Origin of the sequence: Fontibacillus panacisegetis (assembly GCF_900102215.1) — a bacterium.
GTDB lineage: Bacteria > Bacillota > Bacilli > Paenibacillales > Paenibacillaceae > Fontibacillus > Fontibacillus panacisegetis.
The window spans coordinates 25559-49014 of the sequence record NZ_FNBG01000035.1; the positions used below are offsets into that span (position 1 = coordinate 25559).

At 43.6% G+C, this 23456-nt stretch carries 19 protein-coding genes and 1 riboswitch; of the genes, 11 read left to right on the forward strand and 8 right to left on the reverse strand.

What is annotated here, in order from left to right:
- Positions 1-72: 72 nt before the first annotated feature.
- A riboswitch (purine riboswitch) is annotated at positions 73-172 on the reverse strand.
- A gap of 244 nt (positions 173-416) precedes the next feature.
- Positions 417-1736, forward strand: coding sequence for a hemolysin family protein (locus BLS49_RS21070; RefSeq protein ID WP_091235473.1), 1320 nt, complete (start codon positions 417-419; stop codon positions 1734-1736).
- A gap of 46 nt (positions 1737-1782) precedes the next feature.
- Here BLS49_RS21070 and BLS49_RS21075 read toward each other — a convergent pair whose 3' ends face one another.
- The 4 genes from BLS49_RS21075 to BLS49_RS21090 form a co-directional block, all read right to left on the reverse strand.
- Positions 1783-3051, reverse strand: a complete 1269-nt coding sequence (locus tag BLS49_RS21075) for a glycosyl hydrolase family 28-related protein (protein WP_175471498.1) — start codon at positions 3049-3051, stop codon at positions 1783-1785.
- 189 nt (positions 3052-3240) lie between these two features.
- Positions 3241-4308: a hypothetical protein gene (locus tag BLS49_RS21080; protein ID WP_091235477.1), complete on the reverse strand. Its 1068-nt coding sequence runs from the start codon at positions 4306-4308 to the stop codon at positions 3241-3243.
- An 80-nt stretch (positions 4309-4388) separates the two neighbouring features.
- Positions 4389-4724: a thioredoxin family protein gene (locus BLS49_RS21085; RefSeq protein WP_091235479.1), complete on the reverse strand. Its 336-nt coding sequence runs from the start codon at positions 4722-4724 to the stop codon at positions 4389-4391.
- 34 nt (positions 4725-4758) lie between these two features.
- Positions 4759-5634 carry an AraC family transcriptional regulator gene (locus BLS49_RS21090; protein WP_245742658.1) on the reverse strand — a complete coding sequence of 292 codons (876 nt, stop codon included), beginning with the start codon at positions 5632-5634 and terminating at the stop codon, positions 4759-4761.
- Between the two features lie 129 nt (positions 5635-5763).
- Here BLS49_RS21090 and BLS49_RS21095 point away from each other — a divergent pair, with 129 nt between their 5' ends.
- The 7 genes from BLS49_RS21095 to BLS49_RS21125 all read left to right on the forward strand — a co-directional run bounded on the left by BLS49_RS21095 (position 5764) and on the right by BLS49_RS21125 (position 12708).
- Positions 5764-6825, forward strand: coding sequence for a Gfo/Idh/MocA family protein (locus tag BLS49_RS21095; protein ID WP_091235481.1), 1062 nt, complete (start codon positions 5764-5766; stop codon positions 6823-6825).
- Between the two features lie 21 nt (positions 6826-6846).
- Positions 6847-7731, forward strand: a complete 885-nt coding sequence (locus BLS49_RS21100; RefSeq protein WP_091235483.1) for a sugar phosphate isomerase/epimerase family protein — start codon at positions 6847-6849, stop codon at positions 7729-7731.
- 27 nt (positions 7732-7758) lie between these two features.
- On the forward strand, positions 7759-8616 hold the full coding sequence (locus BLS49_RS21105) for a sugar phosphate isomerase/epimerase family protein (RefSeq protein ID WP_091235485.1): 858 nt from the start codon (positions 7759-7761) through the stop codon (positions 8614-8616).
- A 154-nt stretch (positions 8617-8770) separates the two neighbouring features.
- Complete coding sequence (locus BLS49_RS21110) at positions 8771-9451, forward strand: response regulator transcription factor (protein ID WP_091235487.1); 681 nt, start codon at positions 8771-8773, stop codon at positions 9449-9451.
- The gene (locus BLS49_RS21115) at positions 9448-10827 is read left to right on the forward strand and encodes a sensor histidine kinase (protein WP_091235489.1); all 1380 of its coding nucleotides are present in this window, start codon (positions 9448-9450) and stop codon (positions 10825-10827) included. The genes BLS49_RS21110 and BLS49_RS21115 overlap by 4 nt, the downstream gene beginning before the upstream one ends.
- Positions 10828-10924: 97 nt before the next feature.
- Positions 10925-12031: an ABC transporter permease gene (locus BLS49_RS21120; protein WP_091235491.1), complete on the forward strand. Its 1107-nt coding sequence runs from the start codon at positions 10925-10927 to the stop codon at positions 12029-12031.
- Positions 12031-12708, forward strand: a complete 678-nt coding sequence (locus BLS49_RS21125; protein WP_425432169.1) for an ABC transporter ATP-binding protein — start codon at positions 12031-12033, stop codon at positions 12706-12708. The genes BLS49_RS21120 and BLS49_RS21125 overlap by 1 nt, the downstream gene beginning before the upstream one ends.
- A gap of 94 nt (positions 12709-12802) precedes the next feature.
- Here the strand turns inward: BLS49_RS21125 and xylB are convergent, their stop codons facing one another.
- On the reverse strand, positions 12803-14299 hold the full coding sequence (gene xylB / locus BLS49_RS21130; RefSeq protein WP_091235495.1) for a xylulokinase: 1497 nt from the start codon (positions 14297-14299) through the stop codon (positions 12803-12805).
- A gap of 101 nt (positions 14300-14400) precedes the next feature.
- On the reverse strand, positions 14401-15717 hold the full coding sequence (gene xylA, locus BLS49_RS21135; protein ID WP_091235499.1) for a xylose isomerase: 1317 nt from the start codon (positions 15715-15717) through the stop codon (positions 14401-14403).
- A 215-nt stretch (positions 15718-15932) separates the two neighbouring features.
- Between xylA and BLS49_RS21140 the strand changes: the two genes are divergently transcribed.
- Positions 15933-17108 carry an ROK family transcriptional regulator gene (locus BLS49_RS21140; RefSeq protein WP_091235502.1) on the forward strand — a complete coding sequence of 392 codons (1176 nt, stop codon included), beginning with the start codon at positions 15933-15935 and terminating at the stop codon, positions 17106-17108.
- Between the two features lie 108 nt (positions 17109-17216).
- Here BLS49_RS21140 and BLS49_RS21145 read toward each other — a convergent pair whose 3' ends face one another.
- Entirely contained in the window at positions 17217-20756 is a 3540-nt protein-coding gene (locus BLS49_RS21145) for an EAL domain-containing protein (protein WP_175471499.1), read from the reverse strand.
- A 229-nt stretch (positions 20757-20985) separates the two neighbouring features.
- Positions 20986-21774 carry a formate/nitrite transporter family protein gene (locus BLS49_RS21150; RefSeq protein WP_091235508.1) on the reverse strand — a complete coding sequence of 263 codons (789 nt, stop codon included), beginning with the start codon at positions 21772-21774 and terminating at the stop codon, positions 20986-20988.
- Between the two features lie 195 nt (positions 21775-21969).
- On the opposite strand from BLS49_RS21150, the gene BLS49_RS24910 reads away from it, so the two are divergent.
- A complete protein-coding gene (locus BLS49_RS24910; protein ID WP_175471500.1) occupies positions 21970-22113 on the forward strand; it encodes a hypothetical protein in 144 nt (47 codons plus the stop codon).
- A 142-nt stretch (positions 22114-22255) separates the two neighbouring features.
- The gene (locus BLS49_RS21155; RefSeq protein WP_245742660.1) at positions 22256-23113 is read left to right on the forward strand and encodes a hypothetical protein; all 858 of its coding nucleotides are present in this window, start codon (positions 22256-22258) and stop codon (positions 23111-23113) included.
- Positions 23114-23456 lie beyond the last annotated feature (343 nt).

The following is a 23456-nucleotide window of genomic DNA, read 5'->3' on the forward strand; positions in this document are numbered from 1 at the left end:
CTCCTCCTGAAGTTTAGGAAATGTGGGTGTTTTCGACAAGCAACGAACAAAAAAATCCCGACTATGAATAGGTATGCGAAAACACCTATTCGTAGCCAGGAATTTATGGTTCCTTGTAGAGACCCTCAAACCTTATTTTTGAGGATATACGAATTGTAAAAGTAATAAGAACACCTTAACAAGAATAACTTTATTATACGAATGTGTCAATTAAATTTATCAAGAATGTTCGGATTATATAGGTTTTATAATCAAAATAATCTTTAATCATATCTTAAAAATACTAAAACACGAATTATATTTCAGTAATTCTATAACGATTATTACGGGAATTAGCATTTCCGTTCCGTATATTATATAATTAGCTTATTTACAATCTTCATATCTTATCATTCAAAAGGAGTAGATTTACAACAATGGACAGTGACAGGTTTTTGGTTTTAAACTTGGGTTTAATCGTCATCCTTATTGCGATGACCGCATTTTTCGTAGCAGTAGAGTTTGCAATCGTTCGGGTACGTAGCAGTAGAGTTGACCAGTTGATTAGTGAAGGGCACAAGAACGCATTAGCCGTAAAGCAAGTAACAGCGAATCTGGATGAGTATTTATCGGCATGTCAATTAGGGATTACAATTACAGCTTTGGGTCTTGGTTGGCTGGGTGAGCCCACCATAGAGAAGATGCTGCATCCGTTATTCCACAGCCTGCATCTGCCAGATGCCGTTAGCGGTGTACTTTCTTTTATCATTGCGTTTGTAGTGGTCACTTATCTTCACGTCGTCGTCGGGGAGTTGACTCCAAAGACAATAGCGATTCGCAAAGCGGAAAGTGTAGCCATGTTTACGGCAAAACCACTTATTTTGTTCAATAAACTCATGCGCCCTTTCATTTGGAGCTTGAACGGCTCAGCCAATCAATTGGTTAAGTTAATGGGTATCAAGCCAGCATCTGAGCATGAAGAAGCCCACTCTGAGGAAGAACTGCAAATCATTATTAACGAAAGCTATGAAAGCGGAAAAATTAATCAAAGCGAATACGGATATGTTAACCGGATCTTTGCTTTTGATAATTTGCTCGCCAAGGAAATTATGGTACCTCGCACCGACATGGTGTGCTTATATACAGACAAGTCGCGCCAGGAAAATTTGGATATTATCAAGGAACAGCAATATACCAGATTCCCGGTCGTCAGCGGCAGCAAGGACAATATTATCGGTATTGTGAATACAAAGCAATTTTTCCTGGCATATGAGGATAATCCGAACCTTGAGGTAGCCTCTATCCTCCAGCCGGTTATGGCAGTATCTGAAGTAACCCCGGTCAATGAGCTGTTAAAAAGAATGCAGCTGGAAGGCACTCATATTGCGATCCTGATTGACGAGTACGGCGGTACAGCAGGTCTCGTTACGATTGAGGATATACTGGAGGAAATCGTCGGTGAAATTCGTGACGAATTCGACAAGGAAGAAGAGCAGCCAATTGTTCAGTTGAACGATAATCACCTTGTTGTAGACGGTAAAGTAACCGTCACCCAAATCAACGATTTGCTGATGACCGAGCTTGATACAACCGACGTAGACACGATTGGCGGCTGGTTGTTCGGGATGCATCCGGAAATGAATATCGGTGAGATATACACTCACCATAATCTTGACTTAAAGCTTCTCGAAAAAGAACCTCATCGATTCAGAAAAGTCGAAATCATTAAAAAGCAGCCTAGCGAACAAGCTTTCTAACAAAATTCAATCCCCCTCCTATTTTGATGGAGGGGGATTTTTCAGCTTACATAATAACTACATTTTGGTTGGAAGGGGCGGTTTGAATCGTATATTTCGGTGCCTGAATACGATTGAAGCTGCACATAATATTACTCTGAACATACCCTGGTAAATACGTACTTAGATCGATCCCTCCTCCCTGCATTTTAATATCATTATTGCTGATTAAGCCTGAATTCGCATTTTTCCATATCCATATTCCTCTTTCGCCATTGCTTAAATGGTTAGTTAACACTTTAAAATTAACGATATTACCAAGCCGGATAGCAGTTTTACCTTGAATATTGCTTGAATCGCCCATACTGATGCTGTTGCTTTGAATCGTTATATCATCAGCGGCTTCATTGAAATCTACCTCTATCCCTGAGTAGAAGCTGCCGCTGCCCGAGATCATATTGCTCTCAATTAAATGATTACTGCCATATATGCTGATAGCCGAGTACATGTCCGGTGCAAGCCCGCCCTTATCTGTCCCCTTGTAATAGTTATTGTTTAAATAGGTATTCGTTATCTGATTACCTACTATCATTGTTCCATTGGCATATATTTTTATGGCTCTCTTGGCACAATGATCAAACCGATTATTGCTTATTATGCTATACACATCTTGCCCCTCGTTATGATCCATTGCACGATCTTCAATATAAATGCCATCTCCGTCATCCGCCGGCTCCACATGATGAATATAACATCCTGTTATTAGTAAATTTCTAACAATGGTCTCAGTGCTCTCCCATGCTGTGGTAACGTATATTCCTCTAGCTATTAAACTGCCACTTGTTAAATTGGTAGCTAATATATTGGATATTTTCGTGCCAGTTATAACGATATCCTTTGAATTTCCATATACAGTGATTCCCGATACAACACCAATATAATAATCGCTATCCGGATCAGAGCTATGCGCAGCGTTTGCAACAAAAGAATTACTTATATTGATTCTATGGCTTCCCCCGCCAATAACTACCACACGGTTCACCCGATTGTTTCCATCAAAAGATATTGAACTAATGCTAATATCGTCACCTTCAATACGAATCAGTTCCATACCAAAATATTTTGAATCTGCTTTAATAACCGCCGAACCCCCCGTACCCTTAACGATCGTACCGCTGCTGATCTTAAGACTCTTCTCTGGATTTATCATATAAACACCATTTGGAAAATAAACCGTATCCCCTCGTTGTGCCGCTAACTGAAAAGCCTTCTGAATGACTGCCGTATCATCATGTCGACCGTTGCCCCGAGCTCCAAGATTTTTAACATTAATCATGGCCCATTCCTCCTGTACATCCATCGATGCGGATCACTGGCCCCGCTCGTGAAGCTATCATTTTTGTTGCTTAATTTTATTAAATATCGTGATAGCTTCGGGAACAATTGGTAAATGTCCAAAAAGGCTGACCCAAAATCATTCGCTTGAATGACCTTGGGTACAGCCTTGTTTGTTTGCTTCCTGTAACTATACCTCTGTCAGCCACCCTGACAGTAACGATGTATCGGCAGTTGTCGCGTAAATGGCTTGCAGCTCATCACGCAGCTCTTTTACTTGGGTCAGGTAAGCTATCGATTCCCGCATGGACTTGGAGTATTGCTCCTTGACTATAGCGATCTCCTCAGCATATTTTTCATCCGTTCCCTCTGTAATGGCAAGGTCATACACATCCAGGATGACGTCACCGTCACGACTTGGGTAATGTTCATGCGGTGCAGTACTATCGAAAATAGCTAAGCTCAAATTACGAAAAATCAGCATATCCAGACTATTGGAATCAAATCCACAATGATAAATCTCCGTATCGATCCCCTTATCAGCCGCTGATGCCGCAAGCTTTTTAAACAAAGTAGATTTACCAGAGCCTGGACGACCCTTAACAAAAACACGATTTTGCAGTCCAGCCGTCAAGTTGGGAATAAAATCTACCGCCCCTTTGGATGTTGCTGCTCCAAGAAAACGATGGATTTCGCTTCCCTTGTGATTCTGATCTCCCGATGTACGATGTAAGTATTTGTCTGACCACTCGATGGCCAGTTGATCCATTCGATCTCTGTCAAGATTGTCGATATAGAGCTTCTCCCAGTCATCATGAATCCGGAGTGTTTTATGGAAGGTCTCATAGGCTTTGTTGTATAAGCCCTCTATCTCTTCCTCCAGTTCTTTAATACGCACCGCTGCTTCAGCTAATTTTTGTGTATCCAAAGATGAACGTAAATCAATGTAATGTATTTCGCCATCGCTATTAGATTGCAGTTCCTCGGACCATACCTCACCGTCAATGACAGCAACAGAGAAATCTTCGATAATGATCCCTTCAAGTAAATCACTGTCCAGAGCCTGATGGATGAAATGCAATTTGGAATCGTTCTGCAAGCAGATCTGTGCCAGATCTGCAATGGCCTTCTCCGTTCCTCCCGGATAACCCTGTAATACGTAAATGGCACTCAGTCCCTGAAGTACCGAATCCGTTAGACTAAACAATCCCTGAGCCGTATTCCCTCGAGCAAAATAATGAATACTTGTATCCGCCATTTCCTGCTCTAACTCCCTTCCCTGCTCCGAAGCCGGATGTATAATACCTTACATCCTATGCAACATACCGATGCTGTGTGTTAGCCTAGTTTCAGCCATGTATATAGATCAACTACCGATCCCATAGCATACTCCATTCGTACAGGCTCTCCATTTTCCAGCACAATCAGGCAAGGAACACTCGTTATTTGCCAGCGGTCACGCAGGGTGGGGCTATAATTAATGTTTATTTTGGAGACAGGAATAACCGGTCCTGAGGATACAGCAATCTGGAGCATCTTCTCCGCAAGCTTGCAGGTTCCGCACATGGAAGTATAAAAAAAGAGGCTTTCAAGGCCACGGCCTGCTGAGCTTGCCACTGTGTTATGGTCTTCGAGCCATTGGCCCTCCGTCGTTTCTGGAATATGATTTTGCATCTGTTTAGTCCCCCCCGTCTATCCTTAAAGATAGTTATTGTCCAATTGTGCTGCGATAGTTCCTTGGAGAGATACCGCTAATTCTTTTGAATACCTTGGAAAAATAAAACATATCTTTATAACCGAGCGCCGCGCTAATTTCCTGGATACTCATGTCCGAGTTCAGCAATATTTTTTTCGCTTCTGCCATTTTAAGCCGGTGGATATATTCATTCAAGGGATAACCCGTATACTCATGCACTACTCTGCGCAGGGTGGATACGGAGATGTGGTGTCTGGCAGCGATATGACTGGCAATATTGCCTGAGATCTGAGGTGGCAGAACACCATTCGAAATGTCCTCCATTAAATTGACAACCCATTTCCCCCGATTCCCGGAATCTTCATTATCACCTTGAGAAACAAGCTCATAGAGAAAAGATTCGATCATTAGCGCAGCTCTATCCAGATTGCTTGGAGCTCCGCTATCAATGAGTGTGAACAGCATTTCCATTTTGCTTAATGCCGCATCATTAATGATCGCTCTTTTTACAAGCTCAGGAGACGACAGCCAATGCTCAAGCCACTCTTTTGTTCGCTCACCCTGGATTGTGAAATAATACTCATCCCAGCATCCACCCTCATCAGGACCGTAATTAAACACTGCACCCGGGTAAAAGCAAAACCACGATCCGGCGTTTACCCTCTGTTTATCGCTATCGTTCACTTGATAGTATCCTTCTCCAGCAGTAATTACAGCGAATGCGAAGTCTTGAAAGACGGCTCCCTCTCGCCGCAAGGTTCTGCACGGCAGATGACCGGCACCCACAACAGAGAGCGATTTGATCTTCTGCTTGCCGGAATCTGCTATCGGGTTGAAGACACGTATCGGCTCAGAACTGATCATATAATCCATGTATCTTATCATCATGAACATTTTCCCCTTAATATCAGTGTGGTAAATTTATATCAAGTGAACAAATAACACATATTGTCTAGACATAAGTTAAGTATCATTGTATCAAATAAGCACATATCTCGAAAGAAAGCAGGCGATTCGATGAGCAAATTAAAAATAGCCATTATCGGCAACGGCTCTATTTCAGAGTCCCATCTAAAAGCTTATCACAACAATTCAAAATGCCAGCTATGGGCTATTTGTGACGTTAACGAAGAGAGAGCACGCAAAACAGCCAGTCAGTACGATATTCCCCATGTCTATACCGATTATCGTGAGCTTCTGGGCAACCCTGATCTCGATGCAGTCAGTATTTGTACATGGAATAACACACATGCTGAAATCAGCATCGCCGCTCTTGAGGCCGGAAAAAGTGTTCTATGCGAGAAGCCTCTATGCAAAACAGTAGATGAAGCCCTGCTCATACAAGAAGCAGCTCATCGTACAGGAGGGCTGCTTCAGGTCGGATATGTCCGCCGCCACGCTTCCAATATTGAAGTACTAAAAAAATTTATCGATGCAGGCGATCTCGGAGAAATTTATTATGCCAAAGCCAGCCTGCTCCGTCGCTTAGGCAATCCTGGGGGATGGTTCTCGGATAAGGAACGCTCCGGTGGCGGCCCGCTCATCGATATCGGAGTACATGTCATTGACCTTTGCTGGTATCTAATGGGCAAACCACAGGTCAAATCCGTGAAGGGACATACCTATCAAAAGCTCGGCAACCGATCTAATATCGAAAACTATCATTTCTATCAGGCCGCTGATTACGACGCTAAAAACAATACTGTCGAAGATATAGCTAACGCTTTGATTACATTCGAAAATGGCGCTTCACTTATGGTTGATGTCAGCTTCTCGCTCCATGCTCGGCAAAACTCCTCGCTCATCAACATTTATGGTGACAAGGGCGGTGCTGAAATTGAACCCCAGCTCTCGATCGTGACGGAGCGCCACAACACCATCCTTAACATAGATCCGCAAATCAGCCATCCCGGCTTTGATTTTGTGAGCAGCTTCCAGAATGAGATCGACCATTTCGTGAATTGCTGCCTTGGAACCGAAAAAACAATCAGCCCTGTTGAGGACGGGGTTCAAATGATTAAAATACTTAACGCCATCTATCAATCTGCTGCAGATGGGCGAGAAATCCAGTTCGATTAATGTGAGGAGCAGGTGATTAAATTGAGTGAAAACTTATTAACGAACAAAATCGGCATTATTGTTGACAGCTTTGGTCTGGGCGTATGGGAAGGCTTGAAAAAAGCACATGAGGTCGGTGCAGAGGGAGTGCAAATCTACGCTGTTTCGGGAGAAATGGACCCGGCGATACTGACCGGGGTTAAGCGTAAAGAGCTGCGTAATTACATTGATGGTCTTGGACTGGAAATATCAGCGCTCTGTGGAGACCTTGGCGGGCACGGCTTTCAGGATTCCGTCGCGAATCACGATAAGATCGAAAAGTCCAAACGAATCCTCGATCTTGCGGTTGAGCTCGGAACTCGTATAGTAACTACACATATCGGGATCGTACCTGAGGACAAAAACAGCCGCATCTATGAATCGATGCAGCAGGCCTGTGAGGAGCTCGGCGTGTATGCCAACAGCATGAATGCTTATTTTGCCATTGAAACTGGGCCTGAGACAGCGGCGCATTTAAAGAGCTTCCTCGATACATTCAGCACTAAAGGTGTCTCCGTCAACTTTGACCCGGCAAATATGGTTATGGTAACCGGAGATGATCCAGTGCAAGGCGTCAAGTTGCTTAAGGATTACATCGTTCATACCCACGTCAAGGATGGCAGACAGAATCGCCCGATTGACCCGAAGGATGTATATGGATATTTAGGCTACTCCCCTATGGATCATGGGCAAATCGCTGAGATGGCCTCCTCTGGCGCTGCTTTTGAAGAGGTTCCGCTTGGTGAAGGAGCGGTTGATTTCCCCGCTTACTTTGCTGCCCTACAGAGCATTGGATACAGTGGGTATTTAACAATAGAACGTGAAGTAGGCGACAATCCCGCCGATGACATTCAAAGAGCGGTCAATTTCATTCGCTCCTATCGTTGATAGGCGATATAGCAAGGAGATGAAATCATGAAGCTTGGAATAAGCTCATACAGTCTTTATCAAGCTATGCAGGAAGGCACCATGTCCATTCTGGATGTTATTGAGTGGATCGCAGATATTGGCGGCGAACATATCGAGATCGTCCCTCTGGGCTTTGATTTTACCAACAATCCTGAGTTAATCCACAAGCTCAAAGAGAAGGCATATCAGGTTGGAATCGATATTTCCAACTACGCTATCGGGGCGAATTTTGTTACAGAATCCAAGGAAGCTTATGAGAAGGAAATCAACCGCGTGAAGGGCGAGGTCGATATCGCACACCTGCTTGGTGTGAAATTAATGCGTCACGACGTAGCCTCAAGACCCGATCCATCGATCATTCATTTTAACCATGATCTTGAAAGTCTAGCGAGCGCCTGCAGAACCATTGCTGATTATGCAAGCAAATATCAGATTATAACGAGTGTAGAAAACCATGGCTACTACATTCAAGCCAGCGACCGAGTGCTCTCTCTAATGGATGCTGTAAATCGTCCAAACTTTAAAACAACACTGGATGTCGGCAATTTCGTATGTGTTGATGAGAACCCCCTCTTCGCTGTTCAAAAAAACATCCGCTATGCCTCAATGGTTCACATCAAAGACTTCTACATTCGTCAGGCTGGCAGGAATCCGGGAGAGGGCTGGTTTAAGAGCGCGGGTGGCAGTTACTTGCGTGGAGCAATCGCCGGACAAGGAGATTTGCCGCTATGGGACATTTTGCGGATAGTAAAAGGCTCAGGCTACAACGGTTACCTGTCTATTGAATTCGAGGGTATGGAAGATTGTCGAAAAGGAACCCGAATTGCCTTGGATAATGTGCGCCGAATCTGGAACGAGGTCTAACTAAATATTCATTTATTCCAAGAGCTGTTACCCTGTCATCCATGATGATAGGAGCGCAGCTCTTCTCTTATGAATTTGTGAATTAGCCATAATTGCGATATATTGGCATCATAATTAAGGGGCGAACTTATACACCTCAAGGAGATGTTACGCTGTGATACATATTTTAATTGCAGATGATGACGAGCATATTCGGAAGCTGCTGAGTCATTATCTACAAGCTGAAGGATACCATGTCATCGAAGCCGCAGACGGGATCGAAGCCTCAGCCTGTCTCTCGGATCGACAAATTAATCTTGCCATTGTAGATGTCATGATGCCAGGCAAGGACGGGTTTCAGCTATGCGAGGAGATCAGACAGTTCTATGATTTCCCCGTCATTCTGCTGACGGCTAAAGATCAGCTGGCTGATAAAGAAAAGGGCTACCTCGTTGGAACGGATGATTATGTCACTAAACCTTTTGAGCCTAAAGAGCTGTTGTTTCGAATCAAGGCGCTTCTGCGCAGATTTCAAATGGTCAACGCGCAGACGATCACATTAGGAAATACCGTCATTAATCGAAAGAGCTTCGAGATTAGCTGCAGGGGGCAACAAATTATGCTGCCGCTGAAAGAATTTGAATTATTGTTCCATCTCGCCAGCTACCCTAACCGAATTTTCACACGCGAAGAACTCATTGAGCACATTTGGGGATACGACTTTGATGGAGATGAGCGGACGGTAGATGTCCACATCAAACGACTTCGGGCAAGATTCTCCGACAACAGCAACAATGATTTCATCATTACGACGGTTCGTGGAGTCGGGTACAAACTGGAGGTTACTGCTTCGTGAGAACCTTGTATTTGCGAATCTGTGCAACGACCGTACTCGTCATGATCATAAGCAGCTTTATCGCATTTATTGCCGCGAATACCTACTACCAATATAACCTAAAACCTTATAACAATAACAAAGTTACCCATATGGCTGAGCAAATCAAAGCGTTCTATGAAGACAACCCTGAGATCGACCTGTATGCTTACCTTGAAAATATCGGAAAACTGGGCTATCAGTTTTATCTGGTCAACAATCAAGAAGAAGGGGCTTTTTATGGCCCTGGCTTTCGGGATAAAAATATAGATCAAGACACCATCACTCATGTCCTCAAGGGCAACGTCTATCATGGTATCATTCAGTTTCCTACAGGTCTGTTCATCACAGGCTTTTTCGACAATACTTTAAAAAACACAATCGGCGTGCCCTTAGAAGTGAACGGCAAAACTTATGCTATGTTCATTCGTCCTAATCTGGAGATTCAATTCGGCGAGATGAGAATCTTTTTTGCGCTGCTGATTCTGCTGTCTATCATACTAAGCATCATTTTCGTCTTGATCAGCACCCGTTACGTCGTGAAGCCTATCGTTAAACTAACTGAAGCGACCAAAATGCTGGCGCGAGGAAAATACAACATAAAGCTCGACTTCCGGCGTCGCGATGAAATCGGTACGCTTGCGAGCCATTTCTCCGTCATGGCCAAAAGCATTGGACAGCTTGAGGAAATGCGTCAGGAGTTTGTATCCAACGTCTCCCATGAAATCCAATCTCCACTAGCATCGATACAGGGGTTTTCACACACTTTACTTTCAAAGGATCTACCGGAAGAACAGCGACGCGAGTATTTGCTGATCATTGAGGACGAAAGCCGAAGAATGTCGCAATTAAGTAAACAGCTCCTCACATTAGCATCGCTTGATAAGGAGGAAGCTATTCTGGAAACGACAGCTTTTGATGTCTCGTCCCAGATTCGCCAAGTGTTATTCATGACAGAATGGAACTGGCGCGAGAAAGAGATCGCCATCAAGATGGAATTGCCGGAAACCTATGTAAAAGGAGACAGCAAGCTGCTCTATCAGGTATGGGTAAATCTGATTACGAACAGCATTAAATTTACCGAAGAAGGCGGAACGATCTCACTGCATGTGTGGCAAGAGAATAAGACATGCACCGTAGAAATACAAGATACCGGAATCGGCATAGCAGAGAGCGACCTCCCTCATATTTTTCAGCGATTCTACAGATCGGACAAGTCCAGAAACCGTAAGGAAGGCAGCAGCGGGTTAGGATTAGCCATTGTTGATAAAATTGTTGAAATGCACCAAGGTCATATCGAGGTTACGAGTGATTTAGGTCAAGGAACTACATTTCGTATCCATCTGCCTACCGAATAAAGCCTGATTCATATTCCGTTCATAATACTCTCCTATAATAAAAGCACACCGGGCAAAAAGATATATGCTCAGCAGAATAGATAGGAGATGATCAACCATGTTTATGGCAATACGTGAGCTGCGGCATGCCAAAACACGTTATATACTTATTTCGCTCATCATGGTGTTAATCGCATGGTTAGTGCTTTTTGTAACAGGACTGGCTCAGGGATTATCTTCCGATAACGCCTCATCCATTCAAACCATGAATGCCGACTACCTTGTGCTTCAACATAATTCCGATCAACGTCTAACCCGTTCCACACTGGAGCACCATACTCTGGAAGAGGTTAAACAGCAGACAGCAAATGCGGAAGCAACGCCGCTTGGTGTCCAGATGTCAACGGTGACTAGTGATTATAACGATAAGAGGATCGACGTTACCTATTTCGCAATAAATCCACAAAGTATGTTAGCTCCACAGGTTGTGGAAGGACACATGATAAATGACTCATCTTCCTTGGAGGCCGTTGTTGATCGTTCACTTAAGGAAAAAGGATTGAAGCTTGGCGATGTTATCCACGATCAGGCATCAGGCCAAGCTTTTACGATTATTGGATTCACTAAGGGACAGTCGTTCAGTCATACCCCAGTCGTTCATATCAATTTTGCGGATTGGAAAAGTATTCACCAAAATAGAAGCATTAAGGAGGACGAACTCGCTTTTAATGCGATCGCGGTCAAGGGAACAAAAGAAATCGCTGATGGCATCAAAACGCAGGTATCCGGAGTCGAAGTCATCAGTAAAAGCCAGTCCTTACAGGGGATACCGGGTTATAAGGAAGAACAAGGCTCTCTGCTCATGATGGTTGCTTTTCTCTTTATCATTGCTGCCTTCGTTCTGGCTGTATTTTTCTACGTTATGACGATTCAAAAAATGAGCCAATTTGGCGTACTCAAGGCAATTGGAGCAAAGATGAGCTACCTTGCCCGTGGCTTAATTTCACAGGTTCTTATGCTGTCTATTATCAGTCTTGCCATCGGCATAGGGCTAACCTACGGGGTCTCTCTTCTACTGCCGGAAAGCATGCCTTTTGAGCTCAATGCTGGGGTCATTACGATTTGCACCATCCTGTTCCTGTTCGTATCCCTGCTTGGGTCGCTATTATCCCTGTATCGAGTAGCCAAGGTAGATGCCATTGAAGCAATTGGGAGGGCTGCATAATGAGTACTCAGTTGAGGTTGGACAACGTAAGCAAAATCTACGGAGCTGAGGATACCTCTGTAAAAGTGCTGAAGGATATTTCTTTGGAAGTAAAAGCAGGAGAATTCGTTGCGATTGTAGGACCTTCCGGTTCAGGTAAAAGTACATTTCTATCCATTGCCGGAGCGCTGCTGTCACCAACAAACGGAACTGTTACAATCGGCGGTCAGGAGATTAGCAGGCTGTCTTCACAGCAATTGACCGATATCCGGCTTCAGAAAATCGGCTTTATTTTTCAATCAGCTAACCTGATTCCATATTTAACGGTAAGAGATCAGCTGATTCTGATTGGCGAGCTGGCCGGCATGAAAAAGAGTCATTCCAAGAAAAAAGCGACCGAATTGCTATCACGTCTGGGCCTCGGCCATCGTCTGCATCACTATCCAGAGAGCTTGTCAGGCGGTGAACGGCAACGCGTCGCTATCGCGAGAGCATGGATGAATGATCCTGAAATCATTTTAGCTGACGAACCGACCGCAAGCCTTGATTCTGAACGCGGTAGAGACGTCGTGCACATGCTGGCTGATGAAGTCAAATCTCGCGGCAAGGCGGCCGTAATGGTTACCCATGACCATCGTATGCTTGACCTGTGTGACCGCGTGGTCCACATGGAGGATGGCAAGCTATCCGTATCATAAAATAAGCGCGTGAGCTTCCCTTTTCACTGGCAATGGCCATAAATGAGGAGCATCACGCGCTTGATTTATTTATATGAAAAATTCCAGTTTTTGACTAACCTCGGAATTGTTGCAATCCTTCGTTAAGCACACGAGTCGCAGAATATACCTGTTGATAAAGCTTGAACAAGCGACTGTATGTCTCTACATTAGCTGGAATCGGTTCATACGTAGCTACGTAATCTATGAACTGCTCAGCACAATCCTTCAAGCTGCGGAACCATCCGCTGCCGACTGCTGCCATCATGGCAGCACCCATAGCAGGACCTTGCTCGTTTTTCAGAGAGACCACTGGTGTGCCAAAAATATCCGCCTGCATCTGCAACCAAACCGGATTTTTAGCTCCGCCGCCAATCGAGATGACACGGTCTACCGCGATGCCAGCTTGACGGAACAATTCAAGGGACTCGGCAAGCGAGAACGTAATACCTTCCATCACCGCACGGGCCATATGCTCGCGGCGATGAGTACCGGACAGACCGATGAAGCTGCCGCGTATGACACTGTCCGCATGAGGAGTACGTTCGCCCACCAGGTATGGAGTGAACAGCAAGCCGTCTGAACCTGGGGCAATGGTAGCAACAGGCTCGAGGAACTCATTGAAGCTAAGCTCAGGTGCAAGGGAATCCTTGAACCAGCTTAAGGAATAACCTGCAGCAAGTGTTACTCCCATAGCGTAGAATGCACCCGGATGAGCATGATTGAAGAAGTGCACCTTACCTGCAAAATCCTTGTTCTTATCCTCTTCATATGTGAGAACAACACCGGAAGTACCAATACTGCTAAGGGCATCCCCTTTTTGAACGATACCTGCACCTACCGCACCGCAAGCATTGTCCGCACCGCCGCCAAATACCTTGGTAGATGTTGATAATCCGCTTAGCTGTGCAAACTCAGGCAATACCGTACCTGTAGCTTCCGTACTGCCGACAATCGGAGGGCAGAATCCAGCAGGAAGACCAAATGCTCCCGCTACTTCCTCACTCCATTGACCTTCGGCAACATTCAGCAGCAATGTACCCGCAGCATCGGAAATTTCCATTTCTACACGCCCTGTCATCCGATATCGCAAGTAATCTTTGGGCAGCACAAACTTAGCTGCTTTAGCAAAAAGCTCAGGCTCATGCTTTTGCACCCATAAAATCTTCGGAAGAGTAAAACCTTCAAGGGCAGCGTTTTTCGTGATGGACAGCAGCTGGTCTCCAAGCTTCTGCTCAATTTCACGGCATTCCGCGGTAGTACGTGTGTCATTCCACAGAATAGCATTACGCAGAACATTGTTGTCTGCATCCAGCAGTACAAGACCATGCATTTGACCAGAATAGGATACACCATCGATGTCTTCAGGAGATACTCCGCTCTCTTGGAAAAGCTGCTTCAGACATGAAATCGTGCCGGTTACCCATTCCTCAGGATTCTGTTCACTATAACCTGGACGTTCATGAATAAGAGGATAGGCTGCCGAAGCCTCCCCTTTGATATCACCGTTTTGATCCACCAGCAGCGTCTTTACCGAGCTGGTTCCAAGATCGATCCCGATCACATATTTCATCACTGATAATCTCCCTTCAATTTATCCCCGAGGGAAGTAAATCGTTATTAAAAAGGGGACGGCGCGCGTCCCCCAAAAATGTATCATGTTCTATGATGACTTTATTTTACACCAAACAAGTATTCGTTCAGACGAGCTTTAACCAATTCAAGATGATTCGATTTGTTGTGAATGTCACTATGTTGCAATGCGTATGCTTCCAAAGTTTTGAAGTTAGCTTTGCCAGATACGATGTCTGCACCGATACCGGATTTGAAGCTAGCATACCGATCAGCAATCAGGTTGTCGAAGAATTTATCTTCTTTCATTTTAGCTGCCACTTTCAAGCCTTTAGCAAAGGTATCCATACCTGCGATATGAGCGTAGAACAAATCTTCAGGCTCGAAGGATGTACGTCTTACTTTAGCGTCAAAATTTACGCCACCAGCGCCGATACCGCCATTTTCGAGAATTTCATACATAGCAAGCGTTACAGAATACAGGTCAGTTGGGAACTCGTCTGTATCCCAGCCAAGCAGCATGTCGCCTTGATTCGCATCGATCGAACCGAGCATATTGTTGATGCGAGCTACGCGCAATTCGTGTTCGAAAGTATGTCCAGCGAGTGTAGCATGGTTAGCTTCAAGGTTAAGTTTAAAGTGTTTGTCCAAGCCGTATTTTTGCAAGAATGCAATAGTTGTAGCTGCGTCAAAGTCGTATTGGTGTTTTGAAGGCTCTTTAGGTTTAGGCTCGATCAGGAATTGACCAGTAAAGCCGATTTCTTGTGCATATTCTACAGCCATGTGGAAGAATCTCGCAAGGTTATCAAGCTCAAGGCCCATATCCGTATTCAACAGGGATTCATAGCCTTCACGACCGCCCCAGAATACATAGTTTTCTGCGCCCAGCTCAACTGCTGTCTCCAGACCCTTTTTCACTTGTGCTGCAGCGTAAGCAAATACGTCCGCATTGGAAGTTGTCGCTGCACCATGTACATAACGTGGGTTCGAGAACATGTTAGCCGTATTCCACAGCAATTTAACACCTGTATCTTGCATACCTTGTTTAAGCTTAGCAACGATTACATCCAGATTCTCGTTGGATTCTTTCAAAGTAGCCCCTTCTGGAGCAACATCTACATCATGGAAACAGTAGTACGGAGCACCCAGCTTCTTAAGGAATTCGAAGTTAACTTCTACGCGAGCCTTAGCAAGATCAAGACCGGATACAGTTTCCCAAGGACGAATCATGTTGCCTTGTCCAAAAGGATCGCTGCCGTTCATAGTTAATGTATGCCAATATGCAACTGCAAAACGAAGATGCTCTTTCATCGATTTGCCAAGCACTACTTCATTCTCATTATAATGTTTGAATGCCAATGGATTATCGGAACCTGCGCCTTCAAACTGAATTTTGTTAATGTTTTTGAAATAACTCACTGAGAGTCCTCCTAACAATATTTTAATTTCGGGAAAGCCTTTTCATTCTACTGATCAGTAGCAACATTCAGTGTATTTTATATTGCCTTGCTCTTTTCAACTAGATCGTATCACGTTATACTTAGTTTGTCTAGCCAACTAAGTAAGTTGTTGATATATTTTTTATTTTATGTGGTATGATGTTACTTAATGTACATCCATTTGGAGGATAAATGATGAAGATTACTGGTGATCAACAGTTAATCAAAAAAATGAATAAAACTATCGTTCTGGACACTATCAGGCAACGTCAGCCTTTATCACGTGCAGATATTTCTGCTGCAATCGGACTTAATAAAGCCACCGTATCTTCGCTCGTTTCAGAGCTTATTGATAGCCGTCTCGTCACGGAAATAGGCCCTGGCGAATCCAGCGGTGGACGCAAGCCTACCTTGCTTTTGTTCAACAAGCAAGCAGGATTCGCGATAGGGGTAGACATCCGTGTCAGTGATTTATTGGCAGTCCTTGTAGACCTTGAAGGCAACGTAATCCGCGAGAAAAGCGTACCTCTTGAAGACTTTGCTCCCGAAAATGTGATGGATCAAATTCGAAAAACGATCCGTCAATTATCCCGCAAGCTGCCCGAATCGCCATACGGCATCGTAGGAATCGGGATAGGCGTTCCAGGCCTTGTTGACGAGAAAAGTCATGTCGTATCTGCTCCTAATCTAGGCTGGAATCAAATCGATCTGCTAAAGTTACTTTCACCTGATTTCGGCAGCAATATTCATATTGATAATGAAGCGAATGCAGGCGCGATTGGTGAAAAGCTGTTTGGAGCCGGAATAGATTCGCAAAATCTAATCTATTTGAGTATCGGAATCGGGATCGGAGCTGGCATCATTGTAGGAGGAGAGCTGTATCGCGGAGTCTCCAACTTCTCCGGTGAAGTTGGGCATATGACGATTGCGGAGGATGGACCTCTATGCCGCTGTGGCAATCGAGGCTGCTGGGAGACATTAGCTTCAGAAAAAGCACTGCTGGATCAAGCTGCTCAAGAGTGGCCGGAATCATCAGTTGAGCTGGAAGACATTCTGGAGGTAGCGCGAAGCGGAAACTCTACAGCGATTGAATTATTAAATCGAATTGGCTCGCAGCTTGGTGTTGGACTTGCTAATCTCGTTAACATTCTCAATCCTGAGCTCATCGTCATTGGTAATCGCTTGTCCATAGCTGGAGGACTTCTTCAGGATTCCATGCTTCGAACGATTGAGGAGCGGAGCTTATCCTATCATCGCAATAAGACCCATGTCGATTTTGCCAAGCTCGGAATACGATCAACCGCACTCGGTGCCGCTTCATTGCCTATTACATCGTTCCTTGCTGACCCCGACATCAGCGTAGAATCCTAGAACTAATTCTTTATACTGAATAAGCAGTAGCCCTGAGGATCATCTTCTTTCCTCCAAGCTACTGCTTTTATTGTGTTCATCAAGCAAGTTATTGAGCCACATGGACTGTTACCGCCTGATATCATACACCTTTTTACTCCGTATCAACTGAATTGTATCTTCTTCGGAGAGCGGTTTACTAATATAGTAGCCCTGAATCATATCGCATTTAGCCCGCTTTACATACTTCATTTGCTGCTCTGTCTCTACACCTTCTGCGACAACCTTTAATCCCATCTTTCTACCTATCAGTACAATAGCTTTTGCGAGTGAACGGGGATCTCCTTCATCCGATACCTGCTCGATAAAGGTTTTGTCTATTTTAAGTGTAGTAATCGGCATATCCTGCAAAGAACCTAACGAGGAATATCCTGTACCAAAATCATCCAACGCGATCTGAATTCCTTTTGATCTTAAGAATGCAAGTTTTGGAATCAGAGCATCAAATGACTCCATGATCAACGTCTCCGTAATCTCAAGCTCTAATAAATCAGGCTCAAGTCCCGTATCTTCCAGCGCTCTCATTACCATATCGATGAAATCATCCTGAAGCATCTGAATGACCGATATATTGACCGATATTTTAAATTTGCCGTATCCTTCTTCCTGAAAGCTACTGGCAAAAGCACAGGCACGGAATAACACCCATTCCCCAATAGGAATGATCAATCGACTGTCCTCGGCAATCTTGATAAAGGAAAGCGGCGAGACAAAGCCTAGCTCAGGACTGTTCCAACGGATTAAAGCTTCAAAACCAGTAATATGACCATTCCTCACGCTAACCTGTGGCTGATAAAACAACTGGAATTCACCATTCTGAAGACCTTGCCGCAAGTATTTCTCCAAATTCACCCGTTCATTAAATACCTGTAGGAAGGATTGGTCAAAGACCATGTATTTGCCTTTACCCGCTTCTTTGGCCGCGTACATCGCCATATCTGCATTTTTCAAAATCTCTTCAGCACTTACTCCATGCTGCGGGTAGATTGCGATACCAATGCTAACCGAGACATAGACTTCACTTTCGTTAATCTGGAACGGTTCGAGAAAGCCTTGCATCAGATGCTCGGCCAACAAAAGGGCCTGCTCCTCATGATGAATATTTTGCAGGAAAATAACGAATTCATCTCCGCCCAATCTAAACAGCATGCCCTTATCTTCAATAACTGAGGCTAAACGGCTGCTCGTTTCCTTAAGCAATCGATCTCCGAACTTATGACCGAGTGTATCATTAATGTACTTGAAATTGTCGGTATCAACAAAGAATAGTGCGGCCTTTTCTTGTGGATTCGAAAAGAAAGCTTCGAGCTCCTCCAGCAAATAAAGCCGGTTAGGCAAATCGCTAAGCGCGTCATAATATGCAAGATGCTGCAAACGGTCCTGATACTTTTTCAACTCATGAATATCTGTAATAGAGCCTGTCGTCCGGTAAGCATGTCCTTGATCGTCGTAAAGTACTCTTCCGCGACCCATAAACCACCGATAATCTCCACTTTTGAGACGAAGCCTGTATTCACACTGGAACATACCCTTACTGTCTCTTCTCACAATTTCCAGATCATTTAAATACCGCTCATAATCATCGGGATGTACAAGCTGATCGAGTGTTACGAAGCTCACCAAATCGTTAACATCATAACCTAACAGCTCATACCATCTTGGAGAAAAATAATGCTGATTAGCCAGCACGTCTGTTTCCCAAATTCCACTATCCGATGCTTCCGTAACAAGTCGATAACGCTCCTCATTCCGTCTCAACATTTCCTGATTGTCCACGAGCGTCTCGTAGTTCACTCTAAGCTCGTCCTGGGCAGCAGTAAGCTCCTCAAAAGTAGCCTCCAGCTCCTCATAGCTGTTTTGCAGCCGCAGCTCGTAGTTTTTACGATCCGTAACATCAATCATCGAGCCAGCAAATCTGATGACACGGCCTTCGCTATTGCGTTGCAGCATACCTCTGGCCTGAATCCAGATATAGCTTCCATCCTTTTTCCGCATGCGATATTCTTTCTCATACACAGGAGACTCTCCGCGGAGATACGCCTGCCTTGATTCAATCGTATCCTGCATATCTTGAGGATGAATGAGCTCCATCCAGCCATCCAGCGTTGTAGAAACTTCCCCTCGCCCATAACCTAAAAGTTCAAACATTCGCTCAGACACAAAATAATAATTTGTATCAGGTACAGTATCCCAAATAACCGCTCCCGATCCCATCGTAGCAAGTCTAAATCTTTCTTCGCTTATACGCAGCTTATCCTCCTGCACAATAAGCTCATCGAACTGGCGCTCCAGCTCCTCCTGCGTTGCAGCAAGTTCCTCGTAAGTCGATTCTAACTCTTCATAACTGCTCTGCAGCTTGTTCTCATAGATTTTGCGTTCTTCAATATCCATACCCGCGATGATGAAAACTTCCGGTCGGCCGGAAGCATCCCGAATCGCTGATGTACGGAATAGGAACATTTTAGACTGATTCTGATCTCCATAGGTCAGAGTCATCTCTTGATTATCTACGAACTTCATCGCTATAGCGTTATCAAGAAGATCGACTAAACCGCTATAACGCTCATGGAATCCCTCTATTTGGTCATACCTTTGGTTAGTCAGATCACTTTCCTTCATTCCCGTCAGCAGCTCTGCATATTGATTAAATCTGACAGTACGCTTATCTTTATGTACGGCCCAAACTAACATATTCGTGTGATCCAGTACTTCCTTGGAAAGCTCACGTTCCTCATAGAGCGTTTTCTTGAGATATTTAATATAAATTCTAAGAAGTATGTAACTTAGAACGATCAGCAATGCTATGACACAGCCAAGAAGAATATATCGATTTATAATTTTATCCTTGTAATATTTTGAATGGTCGAAGAAGTACTTTTGGTATAAATATTCGTACATTTCCTCTCCACGCAGTTCATCAATTCTACTGTTTATGTAGGTAACAAGCTCCGGCGAGGATTTCTTAACAGCATAGGATACGTCTAACGGGTATAAATCGTACAAAACCTGGTGAATATCGCCGGTCAGTTTTTCACTAACAATCAAATAATTGACAACATGCTGATTTTCAAACAACAAATCGATAGAACCATTCTTCAAAGCGATAAGACCTTCCTCCACGCTCTGAAATTGCCTATATACAGTAACGCCTGTCTTCTGCTTAAGCAGCTCTTCAGAGTAACGGTTTGCGGCAACGCCTACTTTATAATCTGACAATGATTCTAACGTGATATCTCCTATAAAGCCTCGTCTTACGTATACCCCAGTATAAGTTTGCATGACTGGTTTGGAATATATCATATCAGTGTTATGGTTATTCACTACCACCAATCCGGCAGTATCGATGTCTTCTTGCTTGAGGCGCTGATAAACTTCCATCCAATCCCCTGAAGAATAAAGCAGTGTATTTTTGCCATCCCTAAAGATCAACTGGGTCAATTCCAGATCAAAACCTGTTGGTGAACTATTTTGCTTGAATTTAAATGGTGGATAATCGAGCTCTGTCTGGTAATAAACATTTGCCCGCTCACCAAGCGCTGTTGGCATAAAGTATGTAGTGGCTAACAAAATGGTAAATGTCGCTAACATCATCTTAAGTATCTTCTTCATCGACATGCATCCTTTGTGCATAAAAATGAGTTGATTATGTTTACTAACTGTTCTAAAGATGACAATTAAAGCAATTCTTAATTTTTTTAATTTTATCATATTTACACTGGAACAAATAGGATTATTTCCTATGCGCTTTTCCCCTTAAACGGGATCGGCCGATCACCTAATAGTGCAGGCGATCGGCCGAAATCTAGTATTTTTATTAATAGTCTGATCTTAAATATTTCTAATGATCTTCAGAGTCGAGAAACGGCTTATTTACATAATAGTACATAAATCCCATCAGAAGCCCGCCACCGATCAGATTACCTAACGTAACTGGTATCAGGTTGTGAAGCACACCTGCAAACGAGATCGTTCCAGGATGATTCAGAACAAGCGCTATAGCAAACGTACACATATTGGCGATGCTATGCTCATACCCCGAGATGAAGAAGCAAAATACGAACAGCATCATCGCAAACATTTTGGCTCCGTCTTGCTTAAATGACATCGGGATAAAAAACGCCAAACACACCAGCCAATTACATAAAATTGCTCTGAAGAACAGCTCCGTTGTTGAAGTTGTCATCTTATGCTCAACGACGTACAGCAGAAACCCGTTCACTGATGAATCTGTAAATAATCCTGTCAAAAATATGAGCAGTGCAAATGCAGATGCCCCAAGAATATTACCACAATAACTAAAAATCCAGAGCTTTACGACCTCGATCCATTTCATCTTCTTACGCAAAGCTGCGTAAGTGTAATAAAATGTGTTGCCAGTGAAGAGGTCTCCTCCCCCATACGCAATCAAAATAATCGCCGCGCCGAACGTAATAGCAGCCATTGGATATGTCAGCGGAGAATGCTCCAGGTAAAAAAAGTTACCTGTCTTGAATGCTACGATAACGCCAAACCCAATGAACATACTTGCCAGCATCGCCCGAGCGATGTAGCGAATCTTGCTTTGTCGAAAAATTTTATGCTTTTTAAGCGCCAGCTCTTCGACTTTTAATAGTGGTCCTGTCTCCATAGTTCCTCCTGTGGGGTATTTCCCCTCATTTTCCATATATCTTGAACATTGTCAAGCAAATCGTATAACAATTCGAGCAATTACATATTTACAAATCTCTTTGCGTTGTGCATAATAAAAATATATTACATGATAATGATTATCATTATTGATCTGATCATTTAACTCATGAACACTCAAAAGGAGTTTGAAGCTATGAAGGTATCTACCCGTAAAACTACTCTACAGATTGACGATTTTCTGGATTTGCTAAATTTGGCTGCCCAGTTGGGTGACCAGAAATGGCAAAAGGAGATTCTCCGCAAACTGGAACTGCACATTTCCAATTTGACAAATTAAGGATTTTTATATATAGTGGATCCAATATGAAATGAACGATCTTGCGATGGAAGCACCCGTAAGAAAAGGCAATATTGCCTTTCCTGCGGGTGCTTTTTGTTGTGGGCTCTCATTTCTCATTTTGAAATAAAGGGAGTGTATTATGAGTAAATTCAAATTTTTTTCCGCGTTTCGTCCCAAAATGAAAAGCAGTAAATTTTTCGTATTTGCCCTTGTTATGTTTTTAGGAATAACTCCTTTACTAGTTGAGAACCCCGTGCATGCTGCTTCTGTTGAATTTACAGACTCCGTCAATGACCAATTGAACAAAACAGCCACCTCTGCCGGAGGCACGCAAAAAACCAGGATTACAAAGCAATACAATGATTTCAGTTCACAATATAAGGAGATCATAAGCTGGGATGATAAGATCTCTTCACTGCATTATGAGAATGAGGCTCAGGTGTCAACGGTCCGTAAACAAATCAAAGAAATCAATGATGATAAAATTACCAAATTGGAGACACAAGTAAAAGAACTCAAAAGTAAATATCAGCCTCTTTTTGATAGCTACTCCTCCCTGACCAGACAAGTTGCTGCTGCCAAGAAGCTGAAGGATAAGTCGTTATACAAAGTATTATCCGTACAAGCCGATGTTATGAGGACTGCAGCTACGCTTGCCCGCCAAGAGATCAGAACAAAGCAAGACTCACTTACAGCAGCAAAGAAGGAAAAAACAAATTTGGCGAAAAAAATACGCGGCGTACTAGCTGAGATTGATCCGGTTAAAAATAAAATTAAGGCTGAAAAAAGCGTCCTGTCAGGGCAGAGCAAGCTCATTACTACAGAGTGGACAAATTTCAAGGCAGCTATTAAGAAATCCGATGCTGACAGAACGTCAGATGCATTAGCAAGGCTGCTTACTCTCAGCACTAAAGCCACTTCTCTCAAGCAAAATATATACAGCATGGAGGTAAGCATCGGCAGTATTATTAAGCGAAGTAAAGCTCTGCTTCCTTAACTTAAGGGGCTGTCCCAAAAGTAGGTTTAGTGTCAAAACTAGAAATAGCGGTGCAAGGAAGACGCCCCCTGCACCGCTTGATCCTGCCGCATTCTATGACCGTATCTCATGTGTAATAGTGTCATGATGCGGATTTTCTGAAATTCCTGCAAATGTGCAGGCTTTGATCATGTAAAGTCTCTAAATGCCCTAAATTGCTGCAAATGTGCATGCTTTCTCTAAGGATTCTCTTCAAACTAGTCTATTCTGAACAATATTGCTGCAGTTTTGCAGGCTTTTGTTCATCCTTTCATGGCTACTTTAAAAAAACTGTATTTTTGCATCCTTTTCCTGATATCTTGCC